At 65.1% G+C, this 23,876-nt stretch carries 22 protein-coding genes; 19 read left to right on the forward strand and 3 right to left on the reverse strand.

Going from position 1 to position 23,876, the window contains the following annotated elements:
- The first annotated feature begins 201 nt into the window (after positions 1–201).
- From CAG22_RS09005 to CAG22_RS09065, 14 genes are all read left to right on the forward strand, one after another.
- On the forward strand, positions 202–1,824 hold the full coding sequence (locus CAG22_RS09005; RefSeq protein WP_085691713.1) for a methyl-accepting chemotaxis protein: 1,623 nt from the start codon (positions 202–204) through the stop codon (positions 1,822–1,824).
- 5 nt (positions 1,825–1,829) lie between these two features.
- Entirely contained in the window at positions 1,830–2,336 is a 507-nt protein-coding gene (locus tag CAG22_RS09010; protein ID WP_085691712.1) for a chemotaxis protein CheW, read from the forward strand.
- Positions 2,333–3,607: a protein-glutamate O-methyltransferase CheR gene (locus CAG22_RS09015; protein ID WP_085691711.1), complete on the forward strand. Its 1,275-nt coding sequence runs from the start codon at positions 2,333–2,335 to the stop codon at positions 3,605–3,607. Before CAG22_RS09010 ends, CAG22_RS09015 begins: the two co-directional genes overlap by 4 nt.
- A gap of 11 nt (positions 3,608–3,618) precedes the next feature.
- Positions 3,619–4,266: a chemotaxis protein CheW gene (locus tag CAG22_RS09020; RefSeq protein ID WP_075043958.1), complete on the forward strand. Its 648-nt coding sequence runs from the start codon at positions 3,619–3,621 to the stop codon at positions 4,264–4,266.
- Entirely contained in the window at positions 4,263–6,566 is a 2,304-nt protein-coding gene (locus tag CAG22_RS09025; protein ID WP_085705324.1) for a hybrid sensor histidine kinase/response regulator, read from the forward strand. The genes CAG22_RS09020 and CAG22_RS09025 overlap by 4 nt, the downstream gene beginning before the upstream one ends.
- Complete coding sequence (gene wspF, locus CAG22_RS09030; RefSeq protein ID WP_025337935.1) at positions 6,563–7,576, forward strand: Wsp signal transduction system protein-glutamate methylesterase WspF; 1,014 nt, start codon at positions 6,563–6,565, stop codon at positions 7,574–7,576. The genes CAG22_RS09025 and wspF overlap by 4 nt, the downstream gene beginning before the upstream one ends.
- A 51-nt stretch (positions 7,577–7,627) precedes the next feature.
- On the forward strand, positions 7,628–8,632 hold the full coding sequence (gene wspR / locus CAG22_RS09035; protein WP_085587634.1) for a Wsp signal transduction system regulator diguanylate cyclase WspR: 1,005 nt from the start codon (positions 7,628–7,630) through the stop codon (positions 8,630–8,632).
- A gap of 215 nt (positions 8,633–8,847) precedes the next feature.
- A protein-coding gene (prfB, locus tag CAG22_RS27460) for a peptide chain release factor 2 (RefSeq protein WP_108480361.1) occupies positions 8,848–9,943 on the forward strand; the annotation gives its coding sequence in 2 pieces (ribosomal slippage) (positions 8,848–8,919 and positions 8,921–9,943; 1,095 coding nt in all).
- 93 nt (positions 9,944–10,036) lie between these two features.
- The gene (lysS, locus tag CAG22_RS09040) at positions 10,037–11,539 is read left to right on the forward strand and encodes a lysine--tRNA ligase (protein ID WP_013971217.1); all 1,503 of its coding nucleotides are present in this window, start codon (positions 10,037–10,039) and stop codon (positions 11,537–11,539) included.
- 265 nt (positions 11,540–11,804) lie between these two features.
- Entirely contained in the window at positions 11,805–12,509 is a 705-nt protein-coding gene (locus CAG22_RS09045; protein WP_025337938.1) for a TetR/AcrR family transcriptional regulator, read from the forward strand.
- Positions 12,510–12,538: 29 nt separating this feature from the next.
- On the forward strand, positions 12,539–13,087 hold the full coding sequence (locus tag CAG22_RS09050) for a hypothetical protein (protein WP_003258915.1): 549 nt from the start codon (positions 12,539–12,541) through the stop codon (positions 13,085–13,087).
- A 139-nt stretch (positions 13,088–13,226) separates the two neighbouring features.
- Complete coding sequence (locus CAG22_RS09055; RefSeq protein ID WP_085618263.1) at positions 13,227–14,504, forward strand: flavohemoglobin expression-modulating QEGLA motif protein; 1,278 nt, start codon at positions 13,227–13,229, stop codon at positions 14,502–14,504.
- Entirely contained in the window at positions 14,476–15,399 is a 924-nt protein-coding gene (locus CAG22_RS09060) for an alpha/beta hydrolase (protein ID WP_085692900.1), read from the forward strand. The genes CAG22_RS09055 and CAG22_RS09060 overlap by 29 nt, the downstream gene beginning before the upstream one ends.
- Positions 15,396–15,722 carry a hypothetical protein gene (locus tag CAG22_RS09065; RefSeq protein ID WP_003252219.1) on the forward strand — a complete coding sequence of 109 codons (327 nt, stop codon included), beginning with the start codon at positions 15,396–15,398 and terminating at the stop codon, positions 15,720–15,722. Before CAG22_RS09060 ends, CAG22_RS09065 begins: the two co-directional genes overlap by 4 nt.
- Before the next feature lie 246 nt (positions 15,723–15,968).
- On the opposite strand, the gene CAG22_RS09070 is transcribed toward CAG22_RS09065, so the two are convergent.
- The 3 genes from CAG22_RS09070 to CAG22_RS09080 form a co-directional block, all read right to left on the reverse strand.
- Positions 15,969–16,760: an OmpA family protein gene (locus tag CAG22_RS09070; RefSeq protein ID WP_085705326.1), complete on the reverse strand. Its 792-nt coding sequence runs from the start codon at positions 16,758–16,760 to the stop codon at positions 15,969–15,971.
- 50 nt (positions 16,761–16,810) lie between these two features.
- A complete protein-coding gene (locus CAG22_RS09075; protein ID WP_003258911.1) occupies positions 16,811–17,224 on the reverse strand; it encodes a DUF4398 domain-containing protein in 414 nt (137 codons plus the stop codon).
- Between the two features lie 275 nt (positions 17,225–17,499).
- Entirely contained in the window at positions 17,500–17,844 is a 345-nt protein-coding gene (locus CAG22_RS09080; RefSeq protein ID WP_013971223.1) for a type 1 pili tip component, read from the reverse strand.
- Positions 17,845–18,126: 282 nt separating this feature from the next.
- Here CAG22_RS09080 and ppc point away from each other — a divergent pair, with 282 nt between their 5' ends.
- The 5 genes from ppc (at position 18,127) to CAG22_RS09110 (ending at position 23,873) form a co-directional block, all read left to right on the forward strand.
- Positions 18,127–20,754, forward strand: coding sequence for a phosphoenolpyruvate carboxylase (ppc, locus tag CAG22_RS09090; RefSeq protein WP_085587638.1), 2,628 nt, complete (start codon positions 18,127–18,129; stop codon positions 20,752–20,754).
- Between the two features lie 257 nt (positions 20,755–21,011).
- Positions 21,012–21,662, forward strand: coding sequence for an adenylate kinase (gene adk, locus CAG22_RS09095; protein ID WP_003259830.1), 651 nt, complete (start codon positions 21,012–21,014; stop codon positions 21,660–21,662).
- Between the two features lie 241 nt (positions 21,663–21,903).
- Entirely contained in the window at positions 21,904–22,578 is a 675-nt protein-coding gene (tsaB, locus tag CAG22_RS09100; RefSeq protein WP_085692898.1) for a tRNA (adenosine(37)-N6)-threonylcarbamoyltransferase complex dimerization subunit type 1 TsaB, read from the forward strand.
- 131 nt (positions 22,579–22,709) lie between these two features.
- Positions 22,710–23,000 (forward strand): hypothetical protein, encoded by a 291-nt coding sequence (locus CAG22_RS09105; protein WP_085692897.1) that lies wholly within the window; start codon positions 22,710–22,712, stop codon positions 22,998–23,000.
- 3 nt (positions 23,001–23,003) lie between these two features.
- Positions 23,004–23,873 carry a DUF72 domain-containing protein gene (locus tag CAG22_RS09110; protein ID WP_085618272.1) on the forward strand — a complete coding sequence of 290 codons (870 nt, stop codon included), beginning with the start codon at positions 23,004–23,006 and terminating at the stop codon, positions 23,871–23,873.
- Positions 23,874–23,876: the final 3 nt, after the last annotated feature.

Below are 23,876 nucleotides of genomic sequence, written 5' to 3' on the forward strand. Positions count from 1 at the left end.
GCCGGCAAGCCGGCTCCCACAGGGATCGCACATGGCTTGCCGGCGATGGGCCGCACAGCGGCCCCAATGGCGTTGGGCACAAATGACCGGTCTGTCGGCAAGGTTACCCGGTTACCCCACATTTCAGCCGCATGAGCACTGGGCGCCTGGGCTATACTTCGGCGATTTTTCCCGCTCGTTGTGAATTCCTGAGGGCTGAATGTGAAGAACTGGACCTTGCGCCAACGGATCCTGGCAAGTTTCGCCGTGATCATCGCCATCATGCTGCTGATGATCGTGGCCGCCTACTCGCGGTTGGTGACCATCGCATCCGCCGAGCAGGCAGTGGGGACCGACAGCATTCCCGGCCTCTACTACAGCTCGATGATCCGCAGTGCCTGGGTCGACAGTTACGTCACCAGCCAGCAGCTGGTGGGGCTGTCCAATCACCGCGAATTCACCTCGGCCGACGCAGAGCTGTTCAAGAGCTTCCAGGACCGCCTGAAAGAGCACATGGACAGCTACCAGGGCACCATTCAGGACGATGACGACCAGGCGCGCTTCGACACCTTCATCCAGATGAAAGATGCCTACCTCAAGATCGTCGACCAGGTGCTGGAAGCCTATCGACAGCGCAACTACGCGGAAGCCCAGCGGCTGATCACCGATGTGCTGACCCCGGCCTGGGTGGACGGTCGCAAGCTCCTGAACGAAGTGATCGAGCACAACCGGGCCTCCGCCGACACCGACACCAACGAGATCGTCGGCGCCGTGAGCACGGCCAAGGGCAGCATGATAGTTTCGCTGCTGCTGGCGATCATCGCCGCCGGTATCTGCGGCCTGTTGCTGATGCGCGCCATCACCGCGCCCATGCAGCGCATTGTCCATGCCCTCGACAAACTGCGCTCGGGCGACCTGAGCATGCGCCTGAGCCTGGACCGCAAGGACGAATTCGGCGCCATCGAAAGCGGCTTCAACGAAATGGCCGAGGCCCTGGCCAACCTGGTGGCCCAGGCCCAGCGTTCGTCGGTGCAGGTGACCACCTCGGTGACCGAAATTGCCGCAACCTCCAAGCAACAGCAGGCCACCGCCACCGAAACGGCCGCCACCACCACCGAAATCGGCGCCACCTCGCGGGAAATCGCCGCCACTTCGCGTGACCTGGTGCGCACCATGACCGAAGTCACCTCGGCCGCCGACCAGGCCTCCAGCCTGGCCGGTTCCGGCCAGCAGGGCCTGGCACGCATGGAAGAAACCATGCACCAGGTGATGGGCGCCGCCGACCTGGTCAACGCCAAGCTGGGCATCCTCAACGAAAAGGCCAGCAACATCACCCAGATGGTGGTGACCATCGTCAAGGTCGCCGACCAGACCAACCTGCTGTCGCTCAACGCTGCCATCGAAGCGGAAAAGGCCGGCGAGTACGGCCGCGGCTTTGCCGTGGTAGCCACCGAAGTGCGCCGCCTGGCCGACCAGACCGCCGTGGCCACCTACGATATCGAGCAGATGGTGCGCGAGATCCAGTCGGCGGTGTCGGCCGGGGTCATGGGCATGGACAAGTTTTCCGAAGAAGTGCGCCGCGGCATGTTCGAGGTGCAGCAGGTGGGCGAACAGCTCAGCCAGATCATTCACCAGGTGCAGGCCCTGGCCCCACGCGTGCTGATGGTCAACGAAGGCATGCAGGCCCAGGCCACCGGTGCCGAGCAGATCAACCAGGCGCTGGCCCAGCTCAGCGATGCCAGCACCCAGACGGTCGAATCGCTGCGCCAGGCCAGTTTCGCCATCGATGAGCTGAGCCAGGTGGCCGCTGGCCTGCGTGGCGGCGTGTCGCGCTTCAAAGTCTGACTGCGATGAACGACTTGCAACCGCGCGCCGCGCGGGCGGTCAACGCCAAGGGGGCGTTGTACCTGCAGTTTCGCATCCGGGAGCAACGCTTTGCCCTGAGCGTGCACGAGGTGATCGAGGTGCTGCCGCGCCAGCCTCTCAAGCCGATCGCCAAGGCGCCTGCCTGGGTCGCAGGCATCCTTGCACACCGGGGCCTGCTGGTACCGGTGGTCGACCTGGCGGCATTGAGCTTCGGCCAGCCGGCGGCGCAGCGCACCAGTACCCGCCTGGTGCTGGTGCACTACCGAGGTGGCCTGCAGCTTGGCCTGATCCTGGAGCAGGCCACCGAAACCCTGCGTTGCCACCCTGACGAGTTCCAGCCGTATGGCGTGGAGAGCGGTGAAGCCCCGTACCTGGGGCCGGTGCGTCAGGACGAGCAGGGCTTGTTGCAGCGCATCGAAGTCAACGATCTGCTGCCCGATGCCGTGCACGAGTTGCTGTACGCGGATGATCCGACAGGGATGCCGACATGAACGAACAGCATTTTTTCCGCTTCCTGCGTGAACGCATCGGCCTGGACGTGGAGTCGGTGGGCGCGCCCATGGTCGAGCGTGCGCTGCGCCAGCGCTGCGTGGCCGTGAACGCTGCGGACCTGGATGATTACTGGCTTCACCTGCAGCAGTCGATGGATGAGCAACAGGCGCTGATCGAAGCGGTCATCGTCCCGGAAACCTGGTTCTTCCGTTACCCCGAGTCCTTCACGGCCTTGGCCAGCCTGGCGCACAAGCGCCTGGCCGAGCTGGCCGGGGCGCGCCCGCTGCGTTTGCTCAGCCTGCCTTGCTCGACCGGCGAGGAACCCTATTCGCTGGCCATGGCCTTGCTCGATGCCGGTATCGCGCCGGGAGCGTTCATGATCGACGGCATGGACATCAGCCCCAGTTCCGTGGCCAAGGCCGGGCAGGCCGTGTACGGGCGCAATGCCTTCCGTGGCAGCGACCTGGCCTTTCGCGAGCGTTACTTCGATGCCCTCGACGAAGGCCACCTCCTGCATGAGCGGGTGCGCGAGCAAGTCAGCCTGCAGGTGGGCAATGTGCTCGACCCGGCGCTGGCCAGCCGCGATGGCCTGTACGACTTCGTGTTCTGCCGCAACCTGCTGATCTATTTCGACGTGTCGACCCAACAACGGGTGTTCGAAGTGCTCAAGCGCTTGTTGCACCCACAGGGTGTGCTGTTCATCGGCCCGGCCGAAGGCAGCTTGCTGGCGCGATTGGGCATGCGCCCGCTGGGGATTGCCCAGTCGTTCGCCTACGTGCGCCAGGAGGGTGGCGGCGCTGCGCTGGCTACGCCCCCGGTCCAGCCCTTGCGGCGCACATCGCCAGTACCGGCCAAGCCAGGCTATCCGTTACCGAGCGCAGCGTCGCCGCGCCCACTGCGGGTGCTGCCCGTGGCCGCCAAGCCAGCGCCGGCGCGCGAGCACAAGCGCGAGGAGGCAAGCGAGCTGCTGGCCAGCATCGCCCGGCTTGCCAATGCCGGCGCCAGCGAGCAGGCCCGTGCCGAATGCCAGCGCTACCTGGGCCAGTTCGCGCCTTCGGCGCAGGTTTACTACTGGCTGGGGCTGCTCAGCGATACCGAAGGCGATGCGCAGCAGGCACTGACCCACTATCGCAAAGCCCTGTACCTGGAACCGCAGCACCCCGAGGCGCTGGTGCACCTGGCGGCCTTGCTGGCGGCCCAGGGCGACCTGGCCGGTGCCCGGCGCCTTCAGGAACGCGCCGCGCGGGTTGGTCGGGAGTCTGAACGATGAAGGAATCCGCGATGCAATTGCTCGCTGAGGATGACGCGCACATCGACGACTGCTGGAACCGCATTGGCGTGCACGGCGACAAGCAGTGCCCGCTGCTGGAACGTCACGTTCACTGCCGCAACTGCGAGGTATATGCCGCAGCGGCCACACGCCTGCTCGACCGCTACGCGCTGATGCAGGACCACCAGGCTGCCGTGGCGCCACCGGTCGAGGAAAACACCGGCCGCTCCATGCTGCTGTTCCGCCTGGGCGAAGAGTGGCTGGCGCTGGCCACCGCCTGCCTGGCCGAAATTGCCCCGCTGCAGGCGGTGCATTCGCTGCCGCACCAGCGCTCGCGGGTGTTGCAGGGGGTGGCCAACGTCCGCGGTGCGCTGGTGCCGTGCCTGTCACTGGCCGACCTGCTGGGTGTGCAGGCCAGCGCTGCCGAGCAACGGGGCGGCCGGGCGATGCCACGCATGCTGATCCTGGCTGCGGATGGCGGGCCGGTGGTGATGGCGGTCGAGGAAATCGACGGCATTCACCGGCTCGACCCGCTGTTGCTGGGCAGCGGCCAGGACGCCTCCCACTTCACCGCAGCGGTCCTGCAATGGCGTGGCCGCAGCGTGCGGGTGCTGGACGATCAACACTTACTGTCTGCCGTGCAGCGGAGCCTGTCATGACCCCAGAGCAAATGCGCGACGCATCGTTGCTCGAACTGTTCAGCCTGGAGGCCGAGGCGCAGACCCAGGTGCTCAGCGTCGGCCTGATGGCGCTGGAGCGTAATCCCACGCAGGCCGACCAGCTCGAGGCTTGCATGCGCGCGGCCCATTCGCTGAAGGGCGCGGCGCGGATTGTCGGGGTGGACGCTGGCGTCAGCGTCGCCCACGTCATGGAGGACTGCCTGGTGGCCGCCCAGGAGGGCCGCCTGCGGCTGAGCGCCGAGCATATCGATGCCCTGTTGCAAGGCACCGACCTGTTGATGCGCATCGCCACGCCTGGCGATGCCGGGGCGCAGGCGACCGTGCCGGTGTTCCTTGCGCAAATGGCCAACCTGCTCGACCCGGGGGCGGCAGCCGTGCCCCCCGCGCCACCAGCCGTGCCAGCGCTGCCGGAAGCGCCGGTGCAAACCGTGCAAGCCGAACCTTTGCCGCTGCCTGTCGAACCCTTGGAGCCTGAGCCCGAGCCCGAGCTGGCCCCACGTCGCAAGGCCGGCAAGCGCACCGGCGAAGGTACGGAGCGGGTGCTGCGGGTCACCGCCGACCGCCTCAACAGCCTGCTCGACCTGTCCAGCAAGTCGCTGGTGGAAACCCAGCGGCTCAAGCCTTACCTGGCCACCCTGCAGCGCCTCAAGCGCATGCACGGCCAGGGCATGCAGGCGCTTGATGGCCTGCGCATGCAACTGGAGGACAGTGGCCAGAGCAGCGAGGTGCTCGAAGCCCTGGCACAGACCCAGCGCCTGCTGGCGGAAACCCAGCAGATCCTGCAGCAGCAGGCTGCCGATCTGGACGAGTTCGGCTGGCAGGCCAGCCAGCGCGCACAACTGCTGTACGACACCGCGCTGGCCTGCCGGATGCGGCCGTTTGCCGATGTGCTGACCGGCCAGAGCCGCATGGTGCGCGACCTTGGGCGGTCGCTGGGCAAGCCGGTGCGGCTGTTGGTGGAAGGGGACAAGACCCAGGTCGACCGCGATGTGCTGGAAAAGCTCGAAGCACCGCTGACCCACCTGTTGCGCAATGCGGTCGACCACGGCATCGAGCTGCCCGAGCGGCGCCTGCTGGCGGGCAAGGCGGAGGAGGGGGTGATCCGCCTGCGGGCCTCGCACCAGGCCGGAATGCTCAGCCTGGAACTGATCGACGACGGTGCCGGCATCGACCTCGAGCGCCTGCGCAGCAGCATTGTCGGGCGTGCCCTGTCGCCCGCCGACACGGTGGCGCGGATGAGCGAGCAAGAGTTGCTGACGTTCCTGTTCTTGCCCGGTTTCAGCCTGCGCGACAAGGTCACCGAGGTGTCCGGGCGCGGCGTGGGCCTGGATGCGGTGCAGCACATGATCCGTGAACTGCGCGGTTCGATCGAGTTGACCCAGCTGGCCGGGCAGGGCTGCCGTTTCCACCTGCAGGTGCCACTGACCCTGTCGGTGGTGCGCAGCCTGGTGGTCGAGGTGGGCGGCGAGGCCTATGCCTTCCCGCTCGCTCATATCGAACGCACGCTGGAAGTGAGTGCCGAAGAGATCGTGCAGATCGAGGGGCGCCAGCACTTCTGGCACGAAGGCCGGCACATCGGCCTGGTGGCGGCCAGCCAACTGCTCAACCGCCCGGCCGGGCAAACGCAGGAGAGCAGCCTGCGGGTAGTGGTGATCCGCGAGCGCGAGCAACTGTACGGCGTGGCCGTGGAGCGGCTGGTGGGCGAGCGGGTGCTGGTGGTGATGCCGCTCGACCCACGGCTGGGCAAGGTGCAGGACATTTCTTCCGGCGCCTTGCTCGACGATGGCTCGGTGGTGCTGATCGTCGATGTCGAGGACCTGCTGCGCTCGGTGGAGAAACTGCTCAGCACCGGCAGCCTGGAACGCATCGAGCGCGGCAGCAGCGGCGCCCGTGGCGTGGCGCGCCAGCGCATCCTGGTGGTCGACGATTCGCTGACCGTGCGTGAACTGCAGCGCAAGCTGCTCGGCAACCGTGGCTATGACGTGGCCGTGGCGGTGGACGGCATGGACGGCTGGAACGCCTTGCGTGGCGAGGACTTCGACCTGCTGATCACCGACATCGACATGCCGCGCATGGACGGCATCGAGCTGGTCACCCTGGTGCGCCGCGACCAGCGCCTGCAATCGCTGCCGGTGATGGTGGTGTCCTACAAGGACCGTGAGGAAGACCGACGGCGTGGCCTGGATGCCGGCGCCGACTACTATTTGGCAAAGGCCAGTTTCCATGACGATGCGTTGCTGGATGCTGTGGTTGAGCTGATCGGAGGTGCTCAGGGATGAAGATCGCCATCGTCAACGACATGCCCATGGCCGTGGAGGCGCTGCGCCGGGCGGTCGCCCTGGAGCCGGCGCACGAGGTGGTATGGGTGGCCAGCAATGGCGCCGAGGCGGTGCAGCGCTGCACCGAGCAGCAGCCAGACCTGATCCTCATGGACCTGATAATGCCGGTCATGGATGGCGTCGAGGCCACCCGGCGGATCATGGCCGAAACCCCATGCGCCATCGTCATCGTCACAGTCGACCGCAAGCAGAACGTGCACCGGGTGTTCGAGGCCATGGGCTACGGCGCACTCGACGTGGTGGATACGCCGGCGCTGGGCGCGGGCGATCCCCGTGAAGCGGCGGCGCCACTGCTGCGCAAAATCCTCAATATCGGCTGGCTGATCGGCCAGCAACGTTCGCCTGCCGCTCGCCCGGTGGCCACGCCGCTGCGCGAGGCTTCTCAGCGCCGCGGCCTGGTGGCGATCGGCTCGTCGGCAGGTGGCCCGGCGGCGCTGGAAGTGTTGCTGCAGGGCCTGCCGGCGGCGTTTCCGGCGGCCATCGTGCTGGTCCAGCATGTGGACCAGGTGTTTGCCGCGGGCATGGCCGAATGGCTCAGCAGCGCTGCCGGGCTGCCGGTGCGCCTGGCCCGTGAAGGCGAGCCGCCGCAGCCGGGGCAGGTGTTGCTGGCAGGCACCAATCACCACATCCGCCTGCTACAGAACGGCCAACTGGCCTACACTGCCGAACCTGTCAATGAAATCTACCGGCCCTCGATCGATGTGTTCTTCGAGAGTGTGGCGCGCTATTGGACCGGCGATGCGGTGGGCGTGTTGCTTACCGGCATGGGCCGCGATGGTGCCCAGGGCCTGAAGCTGATGCGCCAGCAGGGCTTCCTGACCATTGCCCAGGACCAGGCCAGCAGTGCGGTGTACGGGATGCCCAAGGCCGCTGCGGCCATCGATGCCGCAGTGGAAATCCGCCCGCTGGAACGCATAGCCGGGCGCTTGATGGAATTTTTCGCAAAATGACGAAGTGTATTGAATCACGCCGCCAGGCCGGCAGTGATCGGGTGAACAGGTATGAATGATTTACCGATCGAAGGTTTCACGACCCCCAACGAGAACTCGGCGATGGTGCTGCTGGTCGACGACCAGGCCATGATCGGCGAGGCGGTGCGGCGTGGCCTGGCCCATGAAGAGAACATCGACTTCCACTTCTGCGCCGACCCGCACCAGGCGGTGGCCCAGGCCGTGCGCATCAAGCCCACGGTGATCCTGCAGGACCTGATCATGCCTGGCCTGGACGGGCTGACCCTGGTGCGTGAATACCGCAACAACCCGGCGACCCAGGACATCCCGATCATCGTCCTGTCGACCAAGGAAGACCCGCTGGTCAAGAGCGCAGCCTTTGCTGCCGGGGCCAACGATTACCTGGTCAAGCTGCCGGATACCATCGAGCTGGTGGCGCGCATCCGCTATCACTCGCGTTCCTACCTTACCCTGTTGCAGCGCGACGAGGCCTACCGCGCCCTGCGCGTCAGCCAGCAGCAACTGCTCGATACCAACCTGATGCTGCAGCGGCTGATGAACTCCGATGGCCTGACCGGGTTGTCCAACCGCCGCCACTTCGACGAGTACCTGGAACTGGAGTGGCGCCGGGCCATGCGTGAGCAGCAGCAGTTGTCGCTGCTGATGATCGACGTGGACTACTTCAAGGCCTACAACGACAGCTTTGGCCACCTGGCCGGTGACGAGGCCTTGCGCCAGGTGGCCGAGGCGATCCGCGGCTCGTGCTCGCGGCCGACCGACCTGCCGGCGCGCTATGGTGGCGAGGAATTCGTCCTGGTATTGCCCAACACCACGCCGGGCGGGGCACGCCTGGTGGCCGAGAAGCTGCGCCAGACCGTGCTCGGCCTGGGCATCCCGCACACCGCGCCGGTGCCCGACTCGTATCTGACCGTGAGCATTGGCCTGGCCACCCAGACTCCGCCCATCGGCAGCCATAGCCGGCAACTGATCTCGGCTGCGGACAAAGGCCTGTACCAGGCCAAGAATGGCGGGCGCAACCAGGTTGGTATCGCCTGACAGGGCCTCATCGCCGGCAAGCCAGCTCCCACAGGTACAGCGTATGCCTGAGACCTGCGCTGTACCTGTGGGAGCTGGCTTGCCGGCGATAGGCCGGGGCAGGCGTTCACCTCATTCTGCCGACACCACTTCTACCGCCCGGCGGGTCTGCCGCCCTGCGGCGGACTCGGTTATACTCGCAGGCTTTTCACCGAATTCGTGCGAGTAGCCAGCCCATGGAAATCCAACCGATCCTGAACACCATCAAGGACCTCACCGAGCGTTCCCAGTCCATTCGGGGGTATCTTTGACTACGATCACAAGCATGACCGCCTGATCGAAGTCAACCGCGAGCTGGAAGACCCCAACGTCTGGAACAAGCCCGAGTACGCCCAGGCCCTGGGCCGCGAGCGTGCCATGCTGGCACAGGTCGTCGAGACCCTGGACAAGCTGTCCGGTGGCCTGGCCGACTGCCAGGACCTGCTCGACATGGCCGTCGAAGAAAATGACGAAGGCGCCGTCGGCGACGTCGTGACCGAACTGGAAGGCCTGGAAGAAAAACTGGCCCAGCTCGAGTTCCGTCGCATGTTCAGCGGCGAGATGGACATGAACAACGCCTACCTGGACATCCAGGCCGGCTCCGGTGGTACCGAGGCGCAGGACTGGGCCAACATCCTGCTGCGCATGTACCTGCGCTGGGCCGACAAGCGTGGTTTCGATGCCACCATCATCGAGCTTTCCGAAGGTGAAGTCGCCGGCATCAAGGGCGCCACCGTGCATATCAAGGGCGAGTACGCCTTCGGCTGGCTGCGCACCGAGATCGGCGTGCACCGCCTGGTACGCAAGAGCCCGTTCGACTCCGGTGCCCGTCGCCACACCTCGTTCTCGGCGGTGTTCGTGTCGCCCGAGATCGACGACAAGGTCGAGATCGAGATCAACCCGGCCGACCTGCGTATCGACACCTACCGTTCCTCCGGTGCCGGTGGTCAGCACGTTAACACCACCGACTCGGCGGTGCGTATTACCCACGTACCGACCAACACCGTGGTGGCTTGCCAGAACGAACGCTCCCAGCACGCCAACAAGGACACCGCCATGAAAATGCTGCGGGCCAAGTTGTACGAGCTGGAAATGCAGAAGCGCAACGCCGCCTCGCAGGCGCTGGAAGACAGCAAGTCGGACATCGGCTGGGGCCACCAGATCCGCTCCTACGTGCTGGATGACTCGCGTATCAAGGACCTGCGTACCGGTGTCGAGCGCAGCGACTGCCAGAAGGTGCTGGACGGCGACCTCGACCAGTACCTGGAAGCGAGCCTCAAGCAGGGGCTGTAAACCGCACACAACCGCCGCGGTACCTGGCCTGGGGCCGGTATCGCGTGCCCTGCCCGAAAGGGGCACCGAACACCTGATGGAAAGAATGACGAAATGAGCGACCTCAAGACCGAAGCGCAAGACCTGCAACAGGAAGAAAACGCCCTGATCGCCCTGCGCAAGGAAAAGCTTGCCGCCGAGCGCGCCAAGGGCAATGCCTTCCCCAATGACTTCCGTCGCGACAGCTACTGCAACGACCTGCAGAAGCAGTATGCGGACAAGACCAAGGAAGAACTGGAAGCTGCAGCGATTCCGGTCAAGGTTGCCGGCCGCATCATGCTCAACCGCGGCTCGTTCATGGTCATTCAGGACATGACCGGCCGTATCCAGGTCTACGTCAACCGCAAGACCCTGCCGGAAGAAACCCTGGCCGCGGTCAAGACCTGGGACCTGGGCGACATCATCAGCGCCGAAGGCACCCTGGCCCGTTCCGGCAAGGGCGACCTGTACGTCGAAATGACCAACGTGCGCCTGCTGACCAAGTCGCTGCGCCCGCTGCCCGACAAGCACCACGGCCTGACCGACACCGAGCAGCGCTACCGCCAGCGTTACGTCGACCTGATGGTCAATGAAGAAACCCGCCACACCTTCCGTGTGCGTTCGCAGGTGATCTCGCACATCCGCAAGTTCCTCATCGAGCGCGACTTCCTCGAAGTCGAGACACCGATGCTGCAAACCATCCCGGGCGGCGCTGCGGCCAAGCCGTTCGAAACCCACCACAACGCCCTGGACATGGCCATGTTCCTGCGTATCGCGCCGGAGCTGTACCTCAAGCGCCTGGTGGTTGGTGGCTTCGAGAAGGTGTTCGAGATCAACCGCAACTTCCGTAACGAAGGCGTTTCGACTCGTCACAACCCTGAATTCACCATGCTCGAGTTCTACCAGGCCTACGCCGACTACCGCGACAACATGGACCTCACCGAGGAACTGTTCCGCGAGCTGGCGCAGCTGGTACTTGGCACTACCGACGTGCCGTACGGCGACAAGGTGTTCCACTTCGGCGAGCCGTTCGCCCGCCTGTCGGTATTCGACTCGATCCTCAAGTACAACCCGGAGCTGACCGCTGCCGACCTGCAGGACGTCGACCGTGCCCGCGACATCGCCAAAAAGGCCGGTGCCAAGGTGCTGGGCCACGAAGGCCTGGGCAAGCTGCAGGTGATGATTTTCGAAGAGCTGGTCGAGCACAAGCTGGAGCAGCCGCACTTCATCACCGAGTACCCGTTCGAAGTGTCGCCGCTGGCCCGTCGCAACGATGACAACCCGGCTGTTACCGACCGTTTCGAGCTGTTCATCGGTGGCCGCGAGATCGCCAACGCCTACTCCGAGCTCAACGATGCCGAAGACCAGGCCGAGCGCTTCCTGGCCCAGGTGGCCGAGAAGGACGCCGGTGACGACGAAGCCATGCACTACGACGCCGACTTCGTTCGCGCCCTGGAGTACGGCATGCCGCCGACTGCTGGTGAAGGCATCGGCATCGACCGCCTGGTGATGCTGCTGACCAACTCGCCGTCGATCCGCGACGTGATCCTGTTCCCGCACATGCGTCCGCAGGCCTGAGTGAATTGAACGAGCCGCCTTTCGAGGCGGCTTTTTCTTGCCTGAAGCTTTATGTTGTCAGTACCGGCCCTATCGCCGGCAAGCCAGCTCCCACAGGTACTGCACAAGTCCTGAAGGTTGTGGGACCCCTATGGGTGCCAGCTCCCACAGGTACTGCGCAAGTCCTGAAGATTGTGGGCCCCCTGTGGGAGCTGGCTTGCCGGCGATTGGGCCGGTACAGGCTGCAGATGACTTGAACCATGAGGTACACCCCGTGACACCCGCAATGCCTCACCAGGGCGCCGCCGGCATCGCCACCGCCGTCGCCGAAAGCGTGCAATACCAAGGCCGCAAGACTGCCCGCCAGGGCAGCGAGCAGCGTCGCCAACTGATCCTCGACGCCGCCATGCGCATTGTCGTGCGCGATGGCGTACGCGGTGTGCGCCATCGCGCCGTCGCCGCCGAGGCCGGTGTGCCACTGTCGGCCACTACCTACTACTTCAAGGATATCGAGGACCTGCTCACCGATACCTTTGCCCAGTACGTCGAACGCAGCGCCGCCTACATGGCCAAGCTGTGGGCCAATACCGAGGTGGTGTTGCGCCAGTTGCTGGCCGAGGGTGACGGCAGCCCGCAGGCGCGGGCACGCCTGGCTGACGAGGTAGCGCGCATGACAGCCGACTACGTACAGCGGCAACTGTTGAACCGCCGCGACTTCCTGATGGCCGAGCAGGCCTTCCGCCAGGAGGCGCTGCTGTGCCCGCGCCTGGCTCAACTGGTGTGCGCCCATGAACAGATCCTGCTGCATGGCACCCGCCAATTGCTGCAGGTGGTGGGCTCGCAGCAACCGGAACAGGACGCCCAAATGTTGACGGCGATTATCGAGCAGATGGAATATCAGGGCCTGCTCAAGGATGCGAACGCGCAAGCCGATGGGCAGATGCTCGCTATGCTTAGCCGATACCTGCAGCTGGTGCTGGCATCGGCCTGAGCCGAGACCGACTTTTCAAGGAGAACCTGATGAAAGCCTGGCGTGTGGTGTTGTTGACTTTGTCATTCCTGCTGCTGGGCGGTTGTCTGGTGACCTTCCACGAGCCCTTGCCGAGCAACCAGGCGGCGCCCAAGGCCCTGCTCGGCAAGTGGAGCAGCAAGGACGCATGGGGCGAGCCGCTGAAGCTGGTGATCAGCCGTAGCGGCGGCGATGCCTACAAGGCAGTGGCCACGGCCAAGGGCAAGGCCCCCGAGGAATACGTGTTCACCGTGTCGCGCCACGGCAACCGCTGGTACCTGTCGGCTGGCGTGCCGAAGCGCTTGGGTGGCAACTTCCTGATCGGCGGTTTCGATATCGTCGATGGCAAGGAACTGGTGGTCTACAACCTGGATGTCGAGCAGGTGCAGCAGGCGGTGGACAAGAAGGAGCTGACCGGGCGCAGCACCGAGGTGCCGGAAGACAACGGCGACGGCGTGCTGATCGACAGCCCGTCGGCGCGGGTGCTGGCGTACCTGGATGACCCGGCCAACTCCGACCTGTTCGTTGAAGTGGCGCGGTTCCAGCGCTCCGGCAAGTAATTACCTGTGCCGGCCTCTTCGCGGGCTTGCCCGCTCCCACAGGTACAGCGCTGCTCTCGACTGTGGCGCCGCTCCTGTGGGAGCGGGCGAGCCCGCGAAGAGGCCGGTACAGGTTTCCTGTACTAGAAAGGAGTCCCCGGTGGACGAATACCAGCAAACCATCCGTGCCCTGTCCGACCGCATCGTTGCGGCACAGACCCCGATCCGGGTTCTGGACGCGGTGAAGTGGGACGACAATATCCGCCAGGGTTTCCTCAAGGCCAAGGGCAAGGAGCCGCCGGCGGTCGACCGTGCCTACTACCAGTCGCGCCCGCTGGCGTTCGACTCCAGCGCGGTCAAGGCCGAGTTCCAGGGCATCGAGCGCGACATCATTCGCCAGCTCGGCCAGTTCAACCCGGTCGGGCAGATCATGAAGCGCATGTGCCGCGAATACCGCATGGTGGTGCGCATGCTCGAAGCGCGCGGCACCGAGGATTTCGGGCTGATCTCCCAGGAACTGTACGGCGCTGCCTCGGATGCCTTCCACGCTGGTGATCCGACCTTGGCCGACCTCGGCCTGATGCTGTCGGACTACCTGAACAACATCGATGGCCGTGGCGACCTCAAGGACGAACCGAAGAACCTCACTGCCAAGGAGGCCGTGGAAATCCTCCAGCACCGGCTGAACAAGGTGTTCGGCGAGGCAGAGGGGACCATCCGTGTGTTCGAGTCCGACGGCATCGTCGCTGATGCCGCGGCCGGGGCCGACTACATCAAGGTGCGTGCCGACGCCATGTTCAACGCCCGTGACGTGCGCGCCCTGGAGGTGCACGAAGGGCTGGTGCATGTCGGCACCACGCTCAACGGTCTGAACCAGCCGATCTGTACCTTCCTGGCCAAGGGCCCGCCCTCGTCGACGGTGACCCAGGAAGGCCTGGCCATCCTCATGGAGGTGATCGCCTTCGCCTCCTACCCCAGCCGCCTGCGCAAGCTCACCAATCGCACCCGCGCCATCCACATGGTCGAGGAGGGTGCCGATTTCATGCAGATCTACAACTTCTTCCGCGAGCAGGGGTTCGAGATGGCGCAGAGCTACAGCAACGCCAGCCGGGTGTTCCGTGGGTCGGTGCCCAATGGCCTGCCATTTACCAAGGACTTGTCCTACCTCAAAGGCTTCATCATGGTTTACAACTACATTCAGTTGGCCGTGAAGAAGGGCAAGCTCGAACAGATCCCGTTGCTGTTCTGCGGCAAGACCACCCTGGAAGACATGCGTACCCTGCGACAGCTGGTCGAGGAAGGCCTGGTCGAGCCGCCCAAGTACCTGCCCGAGCAGTTCCGCGACCTCAACGCGCTGTCGGCCTGGATGTGCTTCTCCAACTTCCTCAACCACCTGAGCCTGGACCGCATTGAAGCCGATTACGCGAACATTCTCTGAGTGCTGCCGCCTGCTGGCCCTGGGTTTGATCCTGCTGGGCCTGGGCGGTTGCAGCAGCCTGCTGTTCTATCCCGAGCGCGGCCAGCCGTTCACGCCCGAGCGGGCCAAGCTCGAGTACCGCGATGTCACCTTGACCACTGCTGATGGCATCCGCCTGCACGGCTGGTGGCTGCCGGCCAAGGCCGGGGTCGAGGTCAAGGGCACGGTGCTGCACCTGCATGGCAATGGCGGCAACCTGCCTGGGCACCTGGGCGGCAGCTACTGGCTGCCGGAGCAGGGTTACCAGGTGTTGATGATCGATTACCGCGGCTATGGCCTCTCCCAGGGCGAGCCGAGCCTGCCCGAGGTGTACGAGGACATCGCCGCGGCCATGGCCTGGCTGGAGCAGGCCCCCGAGGTCAAGGGCAAGCCGCTGGTACTGCTGGGGCAGAGCCTTGGCGGGGCCATGGCCATTCACTACCTGGCGGCCCACCCGGAGCAGCGCCAGCGTTTCAGTGCCCTGGTGTTCGACGGTGTGCCGGCCAGTTACCGTGCGGTCGGGCGCTTTGCCCTAAGCACCTCGTGGATGACCTGGCCGCTGCAGGTGCCGCTGTCGTGGCTGGTGCCGGACGGTGACAGCGCGATCCGCTCGATCGAGCAGCTGAGCAGCCCGCCCAAGCTGTTCTTCCACAGCATCGACGACACCCTGGTGCCGATGGACAACGGCATCCGCCTGTACCAGCACGCGCCAGCGCCGCGGGTGCTGCAACTGACCCGCGGTGGCCACGTGCAGACCTTCGCCGACCCGACCTGGCGCCAGGTGATGCTGCGTTTCCTTGACGACCCCAGCCATTTCAACGGCCTGCGGCGGCTGGCCGAAGTACCCAATTACCCTGACGAGAAGAACAAGCAATGAGTGAAGAACGCAACGCCATCCCGCTGATCCTGACCGGTGTCGGCAGCATCATCGTGACGGTGGGGGCCTTGTGGTACTACGGTTACCTGCATTTCGCCAAGCCCGAGGATGCCCTGTTGTTGCAGGACTTCACCATGCTCAAGACCATCCCTGGCGAGGACTACAAGGTCTCGCTGGACCCGGCACCACAAGTGGCCCAATGCGTCGATGGCGTGCTGGTGCTGTTCGACACCCAGCAGAAAGGCCTGACCGGGGTGCTGGTGGACAACCGCAAGCGCGCGGTGCGTTGCATGGGCGAGGAAACCCCGCAGCAGGTGCAGTGAGCCATTATCTCTGCTGCCTGTGCTGGCCCTTTCGCGGCTAAAGCCGCTCCCACAGGGACTGTGCAAAGCTCAAGATATCTGCTGCCTGAACTGGCCTCTTCGCGGGCACGCCCGCTCCCACAGGGATTGCGCAAAGCTCGAAACTGGCGCCGTACCTGTGGGAGCGGGCAAGCCCGCGAAGAGGCCGGAACAGGCAAAAGAAAGCCCCGCTTCGATCGCGGGGCTTGTCAGTTCAGCTAGCCAGCCTTACTGCTGTACCTGGCTCACCGAGCGCGGCGCCACCGGCTGGTTGTCGTTGGAGATGGTCACCTCCACCCGACGGTTCTGCGCACGCCCCGAATTGCTCGAGTTGTCCGCTACCGGGTACTCCTTGCCATAGCCCTGGGCGACGATGCGCGCCGGGTCGACGCCGGCACGTACCAGTGCCATGCGCACGCTGTTGGCGCGGCGCTCCGACAGGCCCTGGTTGTAGTTGGCCGAGCCGACGCTGTCGGTGTAACCCTCGACGATCACCTTGCGTTCCGGGTTCTCCTGGAGGAACTGCGCCAGCTTGGTGACGTTCGGGTAGGCGTTGCTCTTGAGTTCGGCCTTGTTGAAGTCGAACAGCACGTCACCGAAGGTGACCAGCGTGCCGCGGTCGGTCTGCTTGGCGTTGAGGCTGTCCTGCAGCTTGGCGATCTGTGCGTCGCGGGCGTCCAGCTTGGCCTGGGCGCGCTGGGCCGAGGCGTTCTTCAGTTCGCCTTCGGCGGTGCGCAGGGCGATGGTCTGCTTGGCCACCTCGACGCGCTGGTTGGTCAGGTAGGCCAAATGGTCGACCTTCTTCTCGTCTTCACGGTCCATGTAGGCCTTGTCGGCCTTGTTCAGCCAGTCCTGGGCGTCCTTGGTCTCCAGCGCGGCAACCTTGCTCGATTGCGGGTCGCTCTGCAGAGAGGAGAAGTTGGTGCGGGCCGATTCGAGGTTGGCGTTAGGGTCGTGCGAGCAGGCAGCAAGGCCGACGCTCAGGGCCAGCAGGGCGGGAATCATGACGTAGTTGCGCATAGTGTTCATCCTTTGATCGTGTGCGAAGGCCGAGGTGGGCGGGGCAGGGCTCACTGAGCGCTGCGCAGGCCTTCCTCACGTACGTCCTGAACGCCCTGGCGGGCATCCTGCACGGCCTTCTGGGCCTTGGCCGCCTGGGCCTTGCGTTCGGCGAGGCGGGCGTCCCACTCGGCCTGTTCGGCCAGGCGCCTGGCGTCGTCGTACTTCTTGTCATGCATGGCGATCTCGGCCTGCTTGAACTTGTCCTGTGCCGCTTTCATTTCCACGGCGGCGAACTCGGTGCCGCCAGCGCTGACGGCGGAGTTCACGGCGGACTGGGTGACTGCATACTGCTCGGTGGGCGGGTTGCCCGCACAGCCGGCCAGGACCAGGCTGCTGCCCAGGGCCAGCGCTGCCAGCTTGAACCCGCGCACATGAGTGGATGAGGGTTTGTAGATGCGGGTGTTCTTGGTGGTCAGTTCCATTGGATCACTCCTGTTTACGACGTTGTCCGTAGCAGTCCATCGCTCGTTCCCTGACACGTGCACGCGCTTCAGCTCAACGGTGCACAACGGCAGGTGTGCAGGGTTTTAGCGTGATGGCTATTGGCTGTGACTGGCGCGTTTTTCGGATAGTTCAGAAAAAATCATCCTGAGCGGATAACTATTTCTGACTAATCGGTCAGTGCGATTCGCCCGGAACTTTCGCGGGGCGTATCGGTATTCCGGGCCTTTGCCAGGCCCGGAGCGGGGGCGGCGGGTTACTTCTCGCTGTCGGCTGCTGGGTTGCTCAGGGCGTGCAGATGCTGTCGCGAAAGTGACAGAAAGCGCGGAGTAGGGCCGATGTCCTCGTACAGCGGGTCGCCTTCCTCGTCGGTGGCAATGACCTGACGGCCTTGCACATAGGGGAAGCTGGCTTCCAGTTCCTCGAGGGCTGCCGCGACCAGCTCACCGAGCAGTTCCTCGGCGGTGCGCTTGGGGTACATGTCGATCAGCGCGGCCAGGCGCGCTTCGGACTCAAGGTCCAGATGCAGGACATGGCCCGTGGGGCTGAGGGTACCGGCGGCATTCTGTTCCCAGTGCTGGGCGAGTTCACGGATTTTCATGATGACCTCTGTTGACGCCTGAAAGGGCTGCATTGCATGGGAGTGTCGTGCTTTCACTTTAGTTTGCTTTGGCCGATCACGGCTTGCCATCGGCGCCTGGCTGTGGGCACTCTTGGGGCGAATACCGCGCACCCCTGTGGGAGCGGGTTCACCCGCGAACACCGGCGCAGCCGGTGCCAGGCACCGCGCTGGATGCTTCGCGGGTGAACCCGCTCCCACAGGGGCTCGCGTAAAGGCTGAAAAGGGATGCAATGCGCCAGAGCCGCGCCGGAGAGAGGGCCAATGACCGATATCGATGTGCGTTTGCGTGAAGATGTCCATGTGTTGGGTGAACTGCTTGGCGATACCATTCGCCAGCAGCATGGCGAGGCGTTCCTGCAGAAGATCGAGGACATCCGCCACAGTGCCAAGGCCGACCGCCGTAGCGCCGGCGAGCAACTGAGCTCGACCCTGGCGGACCTGGCCGATGAAGACTTGCTGCCCGTGGCCAGGGCCTTCAACCAGTTCCTCAACCTGGCCAACATGGCCGAGCAGTACCAGTTGATCCGCCGCCGCGACGCCGACCAGCCCGAGCCGTTCGAGGCCCGGGTGCTGCCCGAGCTGCTGGCGCGCCTGAAGCAGGCCGGGCACAGCAATGATGCCCTGGCCCGGCAATTGGCCAAGCTCGACATCCAGCTGGTGCTCACCGCTCACCCCACCGAAGTGGCCCGCCGCACCCTGATCCAGAAGTACGACGCCATCGCCGGCCAACTGGCAGCCCAGGACCACCGCGACCTGACCCCGGCCGAACGCCAGCAGGTGCGCGAGCGCCTGCGCCGGCTGATCGCCGAGGCCTGGCACACCGAAGAAATCCGCCGCACCCGACCGACGCCGGTGGACGAAGCCAAGTGGGGCTTCGCGGTGATCGAGCATTCGCTGTGGCACGCCATCCCCAGCCATTTACGCAAGGTCGACAAGGCCCTCCTGGAGGCTACCGGCCTGCGCCTGCCGCTGGAGGCGGCGCCGATCCGCTTCGCCTCGTGGATGGGCGGTGACCGTGATGGCAACCCCAACGTGACCGCAGCGGTCACCCGCGAAGTCCTGCTGCTGGCGCGCTGGATGGCTGCCGACCTGTTCCTGCGCGACATCGATGCGCTGGCGTCCGAGTTGTCCATGCAGCAGGCCGACGATGCCCTGCGCGAGCGGGTCGGCGACAGTGCCGAACCCTACCGTTCCCTGCTCAAGCAACTGCGCGATCGCCTGCGGGCGACGCGCGCCTGGGCGCATTCGGCATTGACCAGCAGCCAGCCGGCCAGCGCCGAGGTGCTGGTGGACAACCGCGACCTGATCGCGCCGCTGGAGCTGTGCTACCAGTCCCTGCACGCCTGCGGCATGGGTGTGATCGCCGAAGGCCCGTTGCTCGACTGCCTGCGCCGCGCCGTGACCTTCGGCCTGTTCCTGGGCCGCCTGGACGTGCGCCAGGACGCCGCCCGCCACCGTGATGCGTTGAGCGAGATTACCGACTACCTGGGCCTGGGGCGCTATGCCGACTGGGATGAAGAGCAGCGCATCGAGTTCCTCCAGGCCGAGCTGAAAAACCGCCGGCCACTGCTGCCCGCGCACTTCAAGCCGCAGGCCGATACCGCCGAGGTACTGGCCACCTGCCGGGAAATTGCTGCCGCACCGGCCGCCTCGCTGGGTTCTTACGTCATTTCCATGGCCGGTGCTGCCTCGGATGTGCTGGCGGTGCAGCTGCTGCTGAAGGAGGCCGGCCTGACTCGGCCCATGCGCGTGGTGCCGCTATTCGAGACCCTGGCCGACCTCGACAATGCCGGCCCGGTGATGCAGCGCCTGCTCGGCCTGCCAGGCTACCGCGCCAACCTGCGCGGCCCGCAGGAAGTGATGATCGGCTATTCCGACTCGGCCAAGGACGCTGGTACCACGGCTGCAGCCTGGGCGCAGTACCGGGCCCAGGAAAACCTGGTGCGTATCTGCGCCGAGCACCAAGTCGAGTTGCTGCTGTTCCACGGCCGTGGCGGCACGGTAGGCCGCGGCGGTGGCCCGGCCCACGCGGCGATCCTGTCGCAGCCACCGGGTTCGGTGGCCGGACGCTTCCGCACTACCGAGCAGGGCGAGATGATCCGCTTCAAGTTCGGCTTGCCGGGCATCGCCGAGCAGAACCTGAACCTCTACCTGGCCGCCGTGCTCGAAGCCACCTTGTTGCCACCGCCACCACCGCAGCCGGCCTGGCGCGAGGTGATGGACCAACTGGCCGCCGATGGCGTCAAGGCCTACCGCGGCGTGGTGCGGGAGAACCCCGATTTTGTCGAGTACTTCCGCCAGTCCACCCCGGAGCAGGAACTGGGGCGCCTGCCGCTGGGCAGCCGCCCGGCCAAGCGTCGCGCCGGTGGCATCGAAAGCCTGCGGGCCATCCCCTGGATCTTCGGCTGGACCCAGACCCGCCTGATGCTGCCGGCCTGGCTTGGCTGGGAAACGGCATTGAACAATGCCCTGGCCCGTGGCCAGGGTGAACTGCTGGCGCAGATGCGCGAGCAATGGCCGTTCTTCCGCACCCGCATCGACATGCTCGAGATGGTGCTGGCCAAGGCCGATGCGCAGATCGCCGAGGCCTACGACGAACGTCTAGTGCAACCGCACCTGCTGCCTTTGGGTGCGCACCTGCGCGACCTATTGTCGCAGTCGTGCCAGGTGGTACTGGGCCTTACCGGGCAGCCGGTGCTACTGGCGCACAGCCCCGAGACGCTGGAATTCATCAGCCTGCGCAACACCTACCTGGACCCGTTGCACCGCCTGCAGGCCGAGTTGCTGGCCCGCTCTCGCAGCCGCGAAGCCGCTCTGGACAGCCCGTTGGAGCAGGCCTTGCTGGTGACAGTGGCGGGTATTGCAGCCGGCCTGCGCAACACCGGCTGAGGGTAGGCCCGGGGCGCACAGGGCAGGTGCCGTGCGGGGGATGCAAGTGGGCGAAGAGGGTGGTTGCGCCGGGCGCAACCGCCTGCCAGGCCAGCCGTAGGTGGCGCATTCCTGCAACTTTGGGACGCTTGTCTGGCTGCCGGGCGCTGTGTATCTTGAGCAGCCTTCTGACCGATTTATGGTCATACCCGATTTTCCGGACTTGGCCCTGGTCGCCGAATCCATTGAATTTCATAAAAAAATTTGAGGAGCACGAGATGCGCGTAATTCTGCTGGGAGCTCCCGGGGCCGGTAAAGGTACTCAGGCAAAGTTCATCACCGAAAAGTTCGGTATCCCCCAGATTTCCACCGGTGACATGCTGCGTGCCGCCGTCAAGGCCGGTACCCCGCTGGGACTGGAACTGAAGAAAGTCATGGATGCCGGCCAGCTGGTCTCCGACGAGTTGATCATCAGCCTGGTCAAGGAGCGCATCGCCCAGCCTGATTGCGCCAAGGGCTGCCTGTTCGACGGCTTCCCACGTACCATCCCGCAAGCCGAAGCCATGGTCGCTGCCGGTGTCGACATCGACGCCGTGGTGGAAATCGCCGTGGACGACGAGGAAATCGTCGGCCGCATGGCTGGCCGCCGCGTGCACCTGGCCTCGGGCCGCACCTACCACATTCAGTACAACCCGCCGAAAGTGGAAGGCAAGGACGACGAGACGGGTGAAGACCTGATCCAGCGTGATGACGACAAGGAAGAAACCGTTCGCCATCGCCTGTCGGTCTACCACAGCCAGACCAAGCCGCTGGTGGACTTCTACCAGAAGCTGTCCGCCGCCAATGCCGGCAAGCCGAAGTACAGCCACATCGAAGGCGTCGGCTCGGTCGAAGCCATCACCGCCAAGGTTCTGGCAGCCCTGAGCTGATCCAGCGCCCGACGCACCTCGACAACGGCCCGCTTGCGGGCCGTTGTTGTTTTGGGGCTGCTTACGCAGCCCATCGCCGGCAAGCCAGCTCCCACCTCGACTGCATCGATTTCAAGCCATGTGCAGTCCCTGTGGGAGCTGGCTTGCCGGCGATGGGCCGCACAGCGGCCCCTTCGGGACACAACGCCGCCGCTGCTCTATACTGCCGCTCTTTTCCCCCTAGTACCTGGATACCCGTTCGATGACCACCCTCCTGGCCCTGGATACCGCCACCGAAGCCTGTTCCGTCGCACTGCTGCATGACGGCAAGGTAACCAGCCATTACGAGGTGATCCCGCGCATGCATGCCCAGAAGCTGCTGCCGATGATCAAGCAGCTGCTGGCCGAGTCCGGCGTGGCGCTGAATGCGCTGGATGCCATCGCCTTTGGCCGTGGCCCGGGCGCATTCACCGGCGTGCGCATTGCCATCGGTGTGGTCCAGGGCCTGGCCTTCGCCCTGGAGCGCCCGGTTTTGCCGGTGTCCAACCTGGCCGCACTGGCCCAGGGCGCGCTGCGCGAGCACGGCGTGCAGCAAGTGGCGGCCGCCATTGATGCGCGCATGGATGAAGTGTATTGGGGCTGCTATCAGGCCACCGAGGGCGAAATGCGCCTGGTTGGCCACGAGGCAGTGCTGCCGCCCGAGCAGGTGGCGCTGCCGGCGGGCAGCGCTGGCGAGTGGTTCGGTGCCGGTACCGGTTGGGGCTATGCCGAGCGCCTGGCGGTGCAGGTGGCAGCCAGCAATGCCAGTGCCTTGCCCAACGCCCTGGATATCCTCAGCCTGGCCAGCTTTGCCTGGGCACGCGGCGAGGCGATCGCTGCCGAACAGGCGCAACCGGTCTACCTGCGCGATAATGTAGCGACACCCAAGAAGCGCTGAGTGTTGTTCGTCGGTTATCGCCGATGACACTAAAACCTTTTGCGCGATCTGTGGTCCAGTTATCACTCGAGCATTAGCGATGGAACCCTGATGCTGCTAAATTGCCATCATTGGTTCTGAGTGCTCATGCCATGCGTATCGACGGTTTCTCATCGCAGTCCTACCCGATCAAGCGCACCCCACGCAAGGCAGCGGTGCGTGACGAGGCCATCGATGATGCCGAGGTGATCGAGGAGGTCGAAACCACCCCTCAGGAAGCCACCGCCCGCCGTCGCAGCGGTGGCCTGCCAGCCCGCCAGCAGGACATGATCTTCCCCCGCGCCCGTGACCGCCGCACCGCTACCGCATTGGCCAGCTACCTGAGCACCGCCGGTTTTACCGACTGGGACATGGAAGTGCTGGGGCTCGACCTGTACATTTAGTGGATGAGTCCATCACCACTGCCTTATTTTCTCGGTTGCCCGTCATGGAGCGAAAACGCCTGGCGCGACTACCTGTATCCCGCCGACGCCAACAGCAGTGAAATGCTCGGCTACTACAGCCAGGTGTTCAACGCCGTCGAGGGCAATACCACTTTCTACGCACGCCCCGCACCCGGCACCATTGCGCGCTGGGCGCAGATCATGCCCGAACACTTCCGCTTCACTGCCAAGTTCCCCCGGGACATCAGCCATGAAGGCGACCTGCGCGATCAGCTGGAACCGGCCTTTGACTTCACCCGCCTGATGGCCCCGCTGGGCCAGCGCGTAGCGCCGTACTGGCTGCAGTTGCCGGCCCAGTTCAGCCCCGCACGGCTGGGCGAGCTTTGCCACTTCCTTGACGAAGTCGGAGTGCCGGTGGCCGTGGAGGTGCGCAACCAGGCCTTCTTCGCCAAGGGTGAAGAAGAGCGGTTGCTCAACCGCCTGCTGCATGAGCGTGGCGTGGAGCGTATCTGCCTCGACCCGCGCGCCTTGTTCAGCTGTACCTCTCGTGACCCCGCCGTGCTGCATGCGCAGGCGAAGAAGCCCAAGGTGCCGCCACGCCCGGCAGCCTTCAGCCAGCACCCGCAGGTGCGCTTCATCGGCCACCCGCAGCTGGAGGCCAACGAGGCCTTTCTTACCCCCTGGGTGGACAAGGTCGCTGCCTGGGTCGAGGAAGGCCGCAACCCCTACATCTTCCTGCACACCTCGGACAACCGCCTGGCAGCGGCCTTGGCCCAGCGCTTTCACCAACGCCTGATGCAGCGCCTGCCGGGCCTTGCCGCGTTGCCGGAATTGCCGCGCACCCCCGAGGTCGAACAACTGGGGCTACTCTGACCT

The sequence above is a fragment of the Pseudomonas sp. B8(2017) genome (assembly GCF_002113575.1).
GTDB classification, from domain to species: domain Bacteria; phylum Pseudomonadota; class Gammaproteobacteria; order Pseudomonadales; family Pseudomonadaceae; genus Aquipseudomonas; species Aquipseudomonas putida_Z.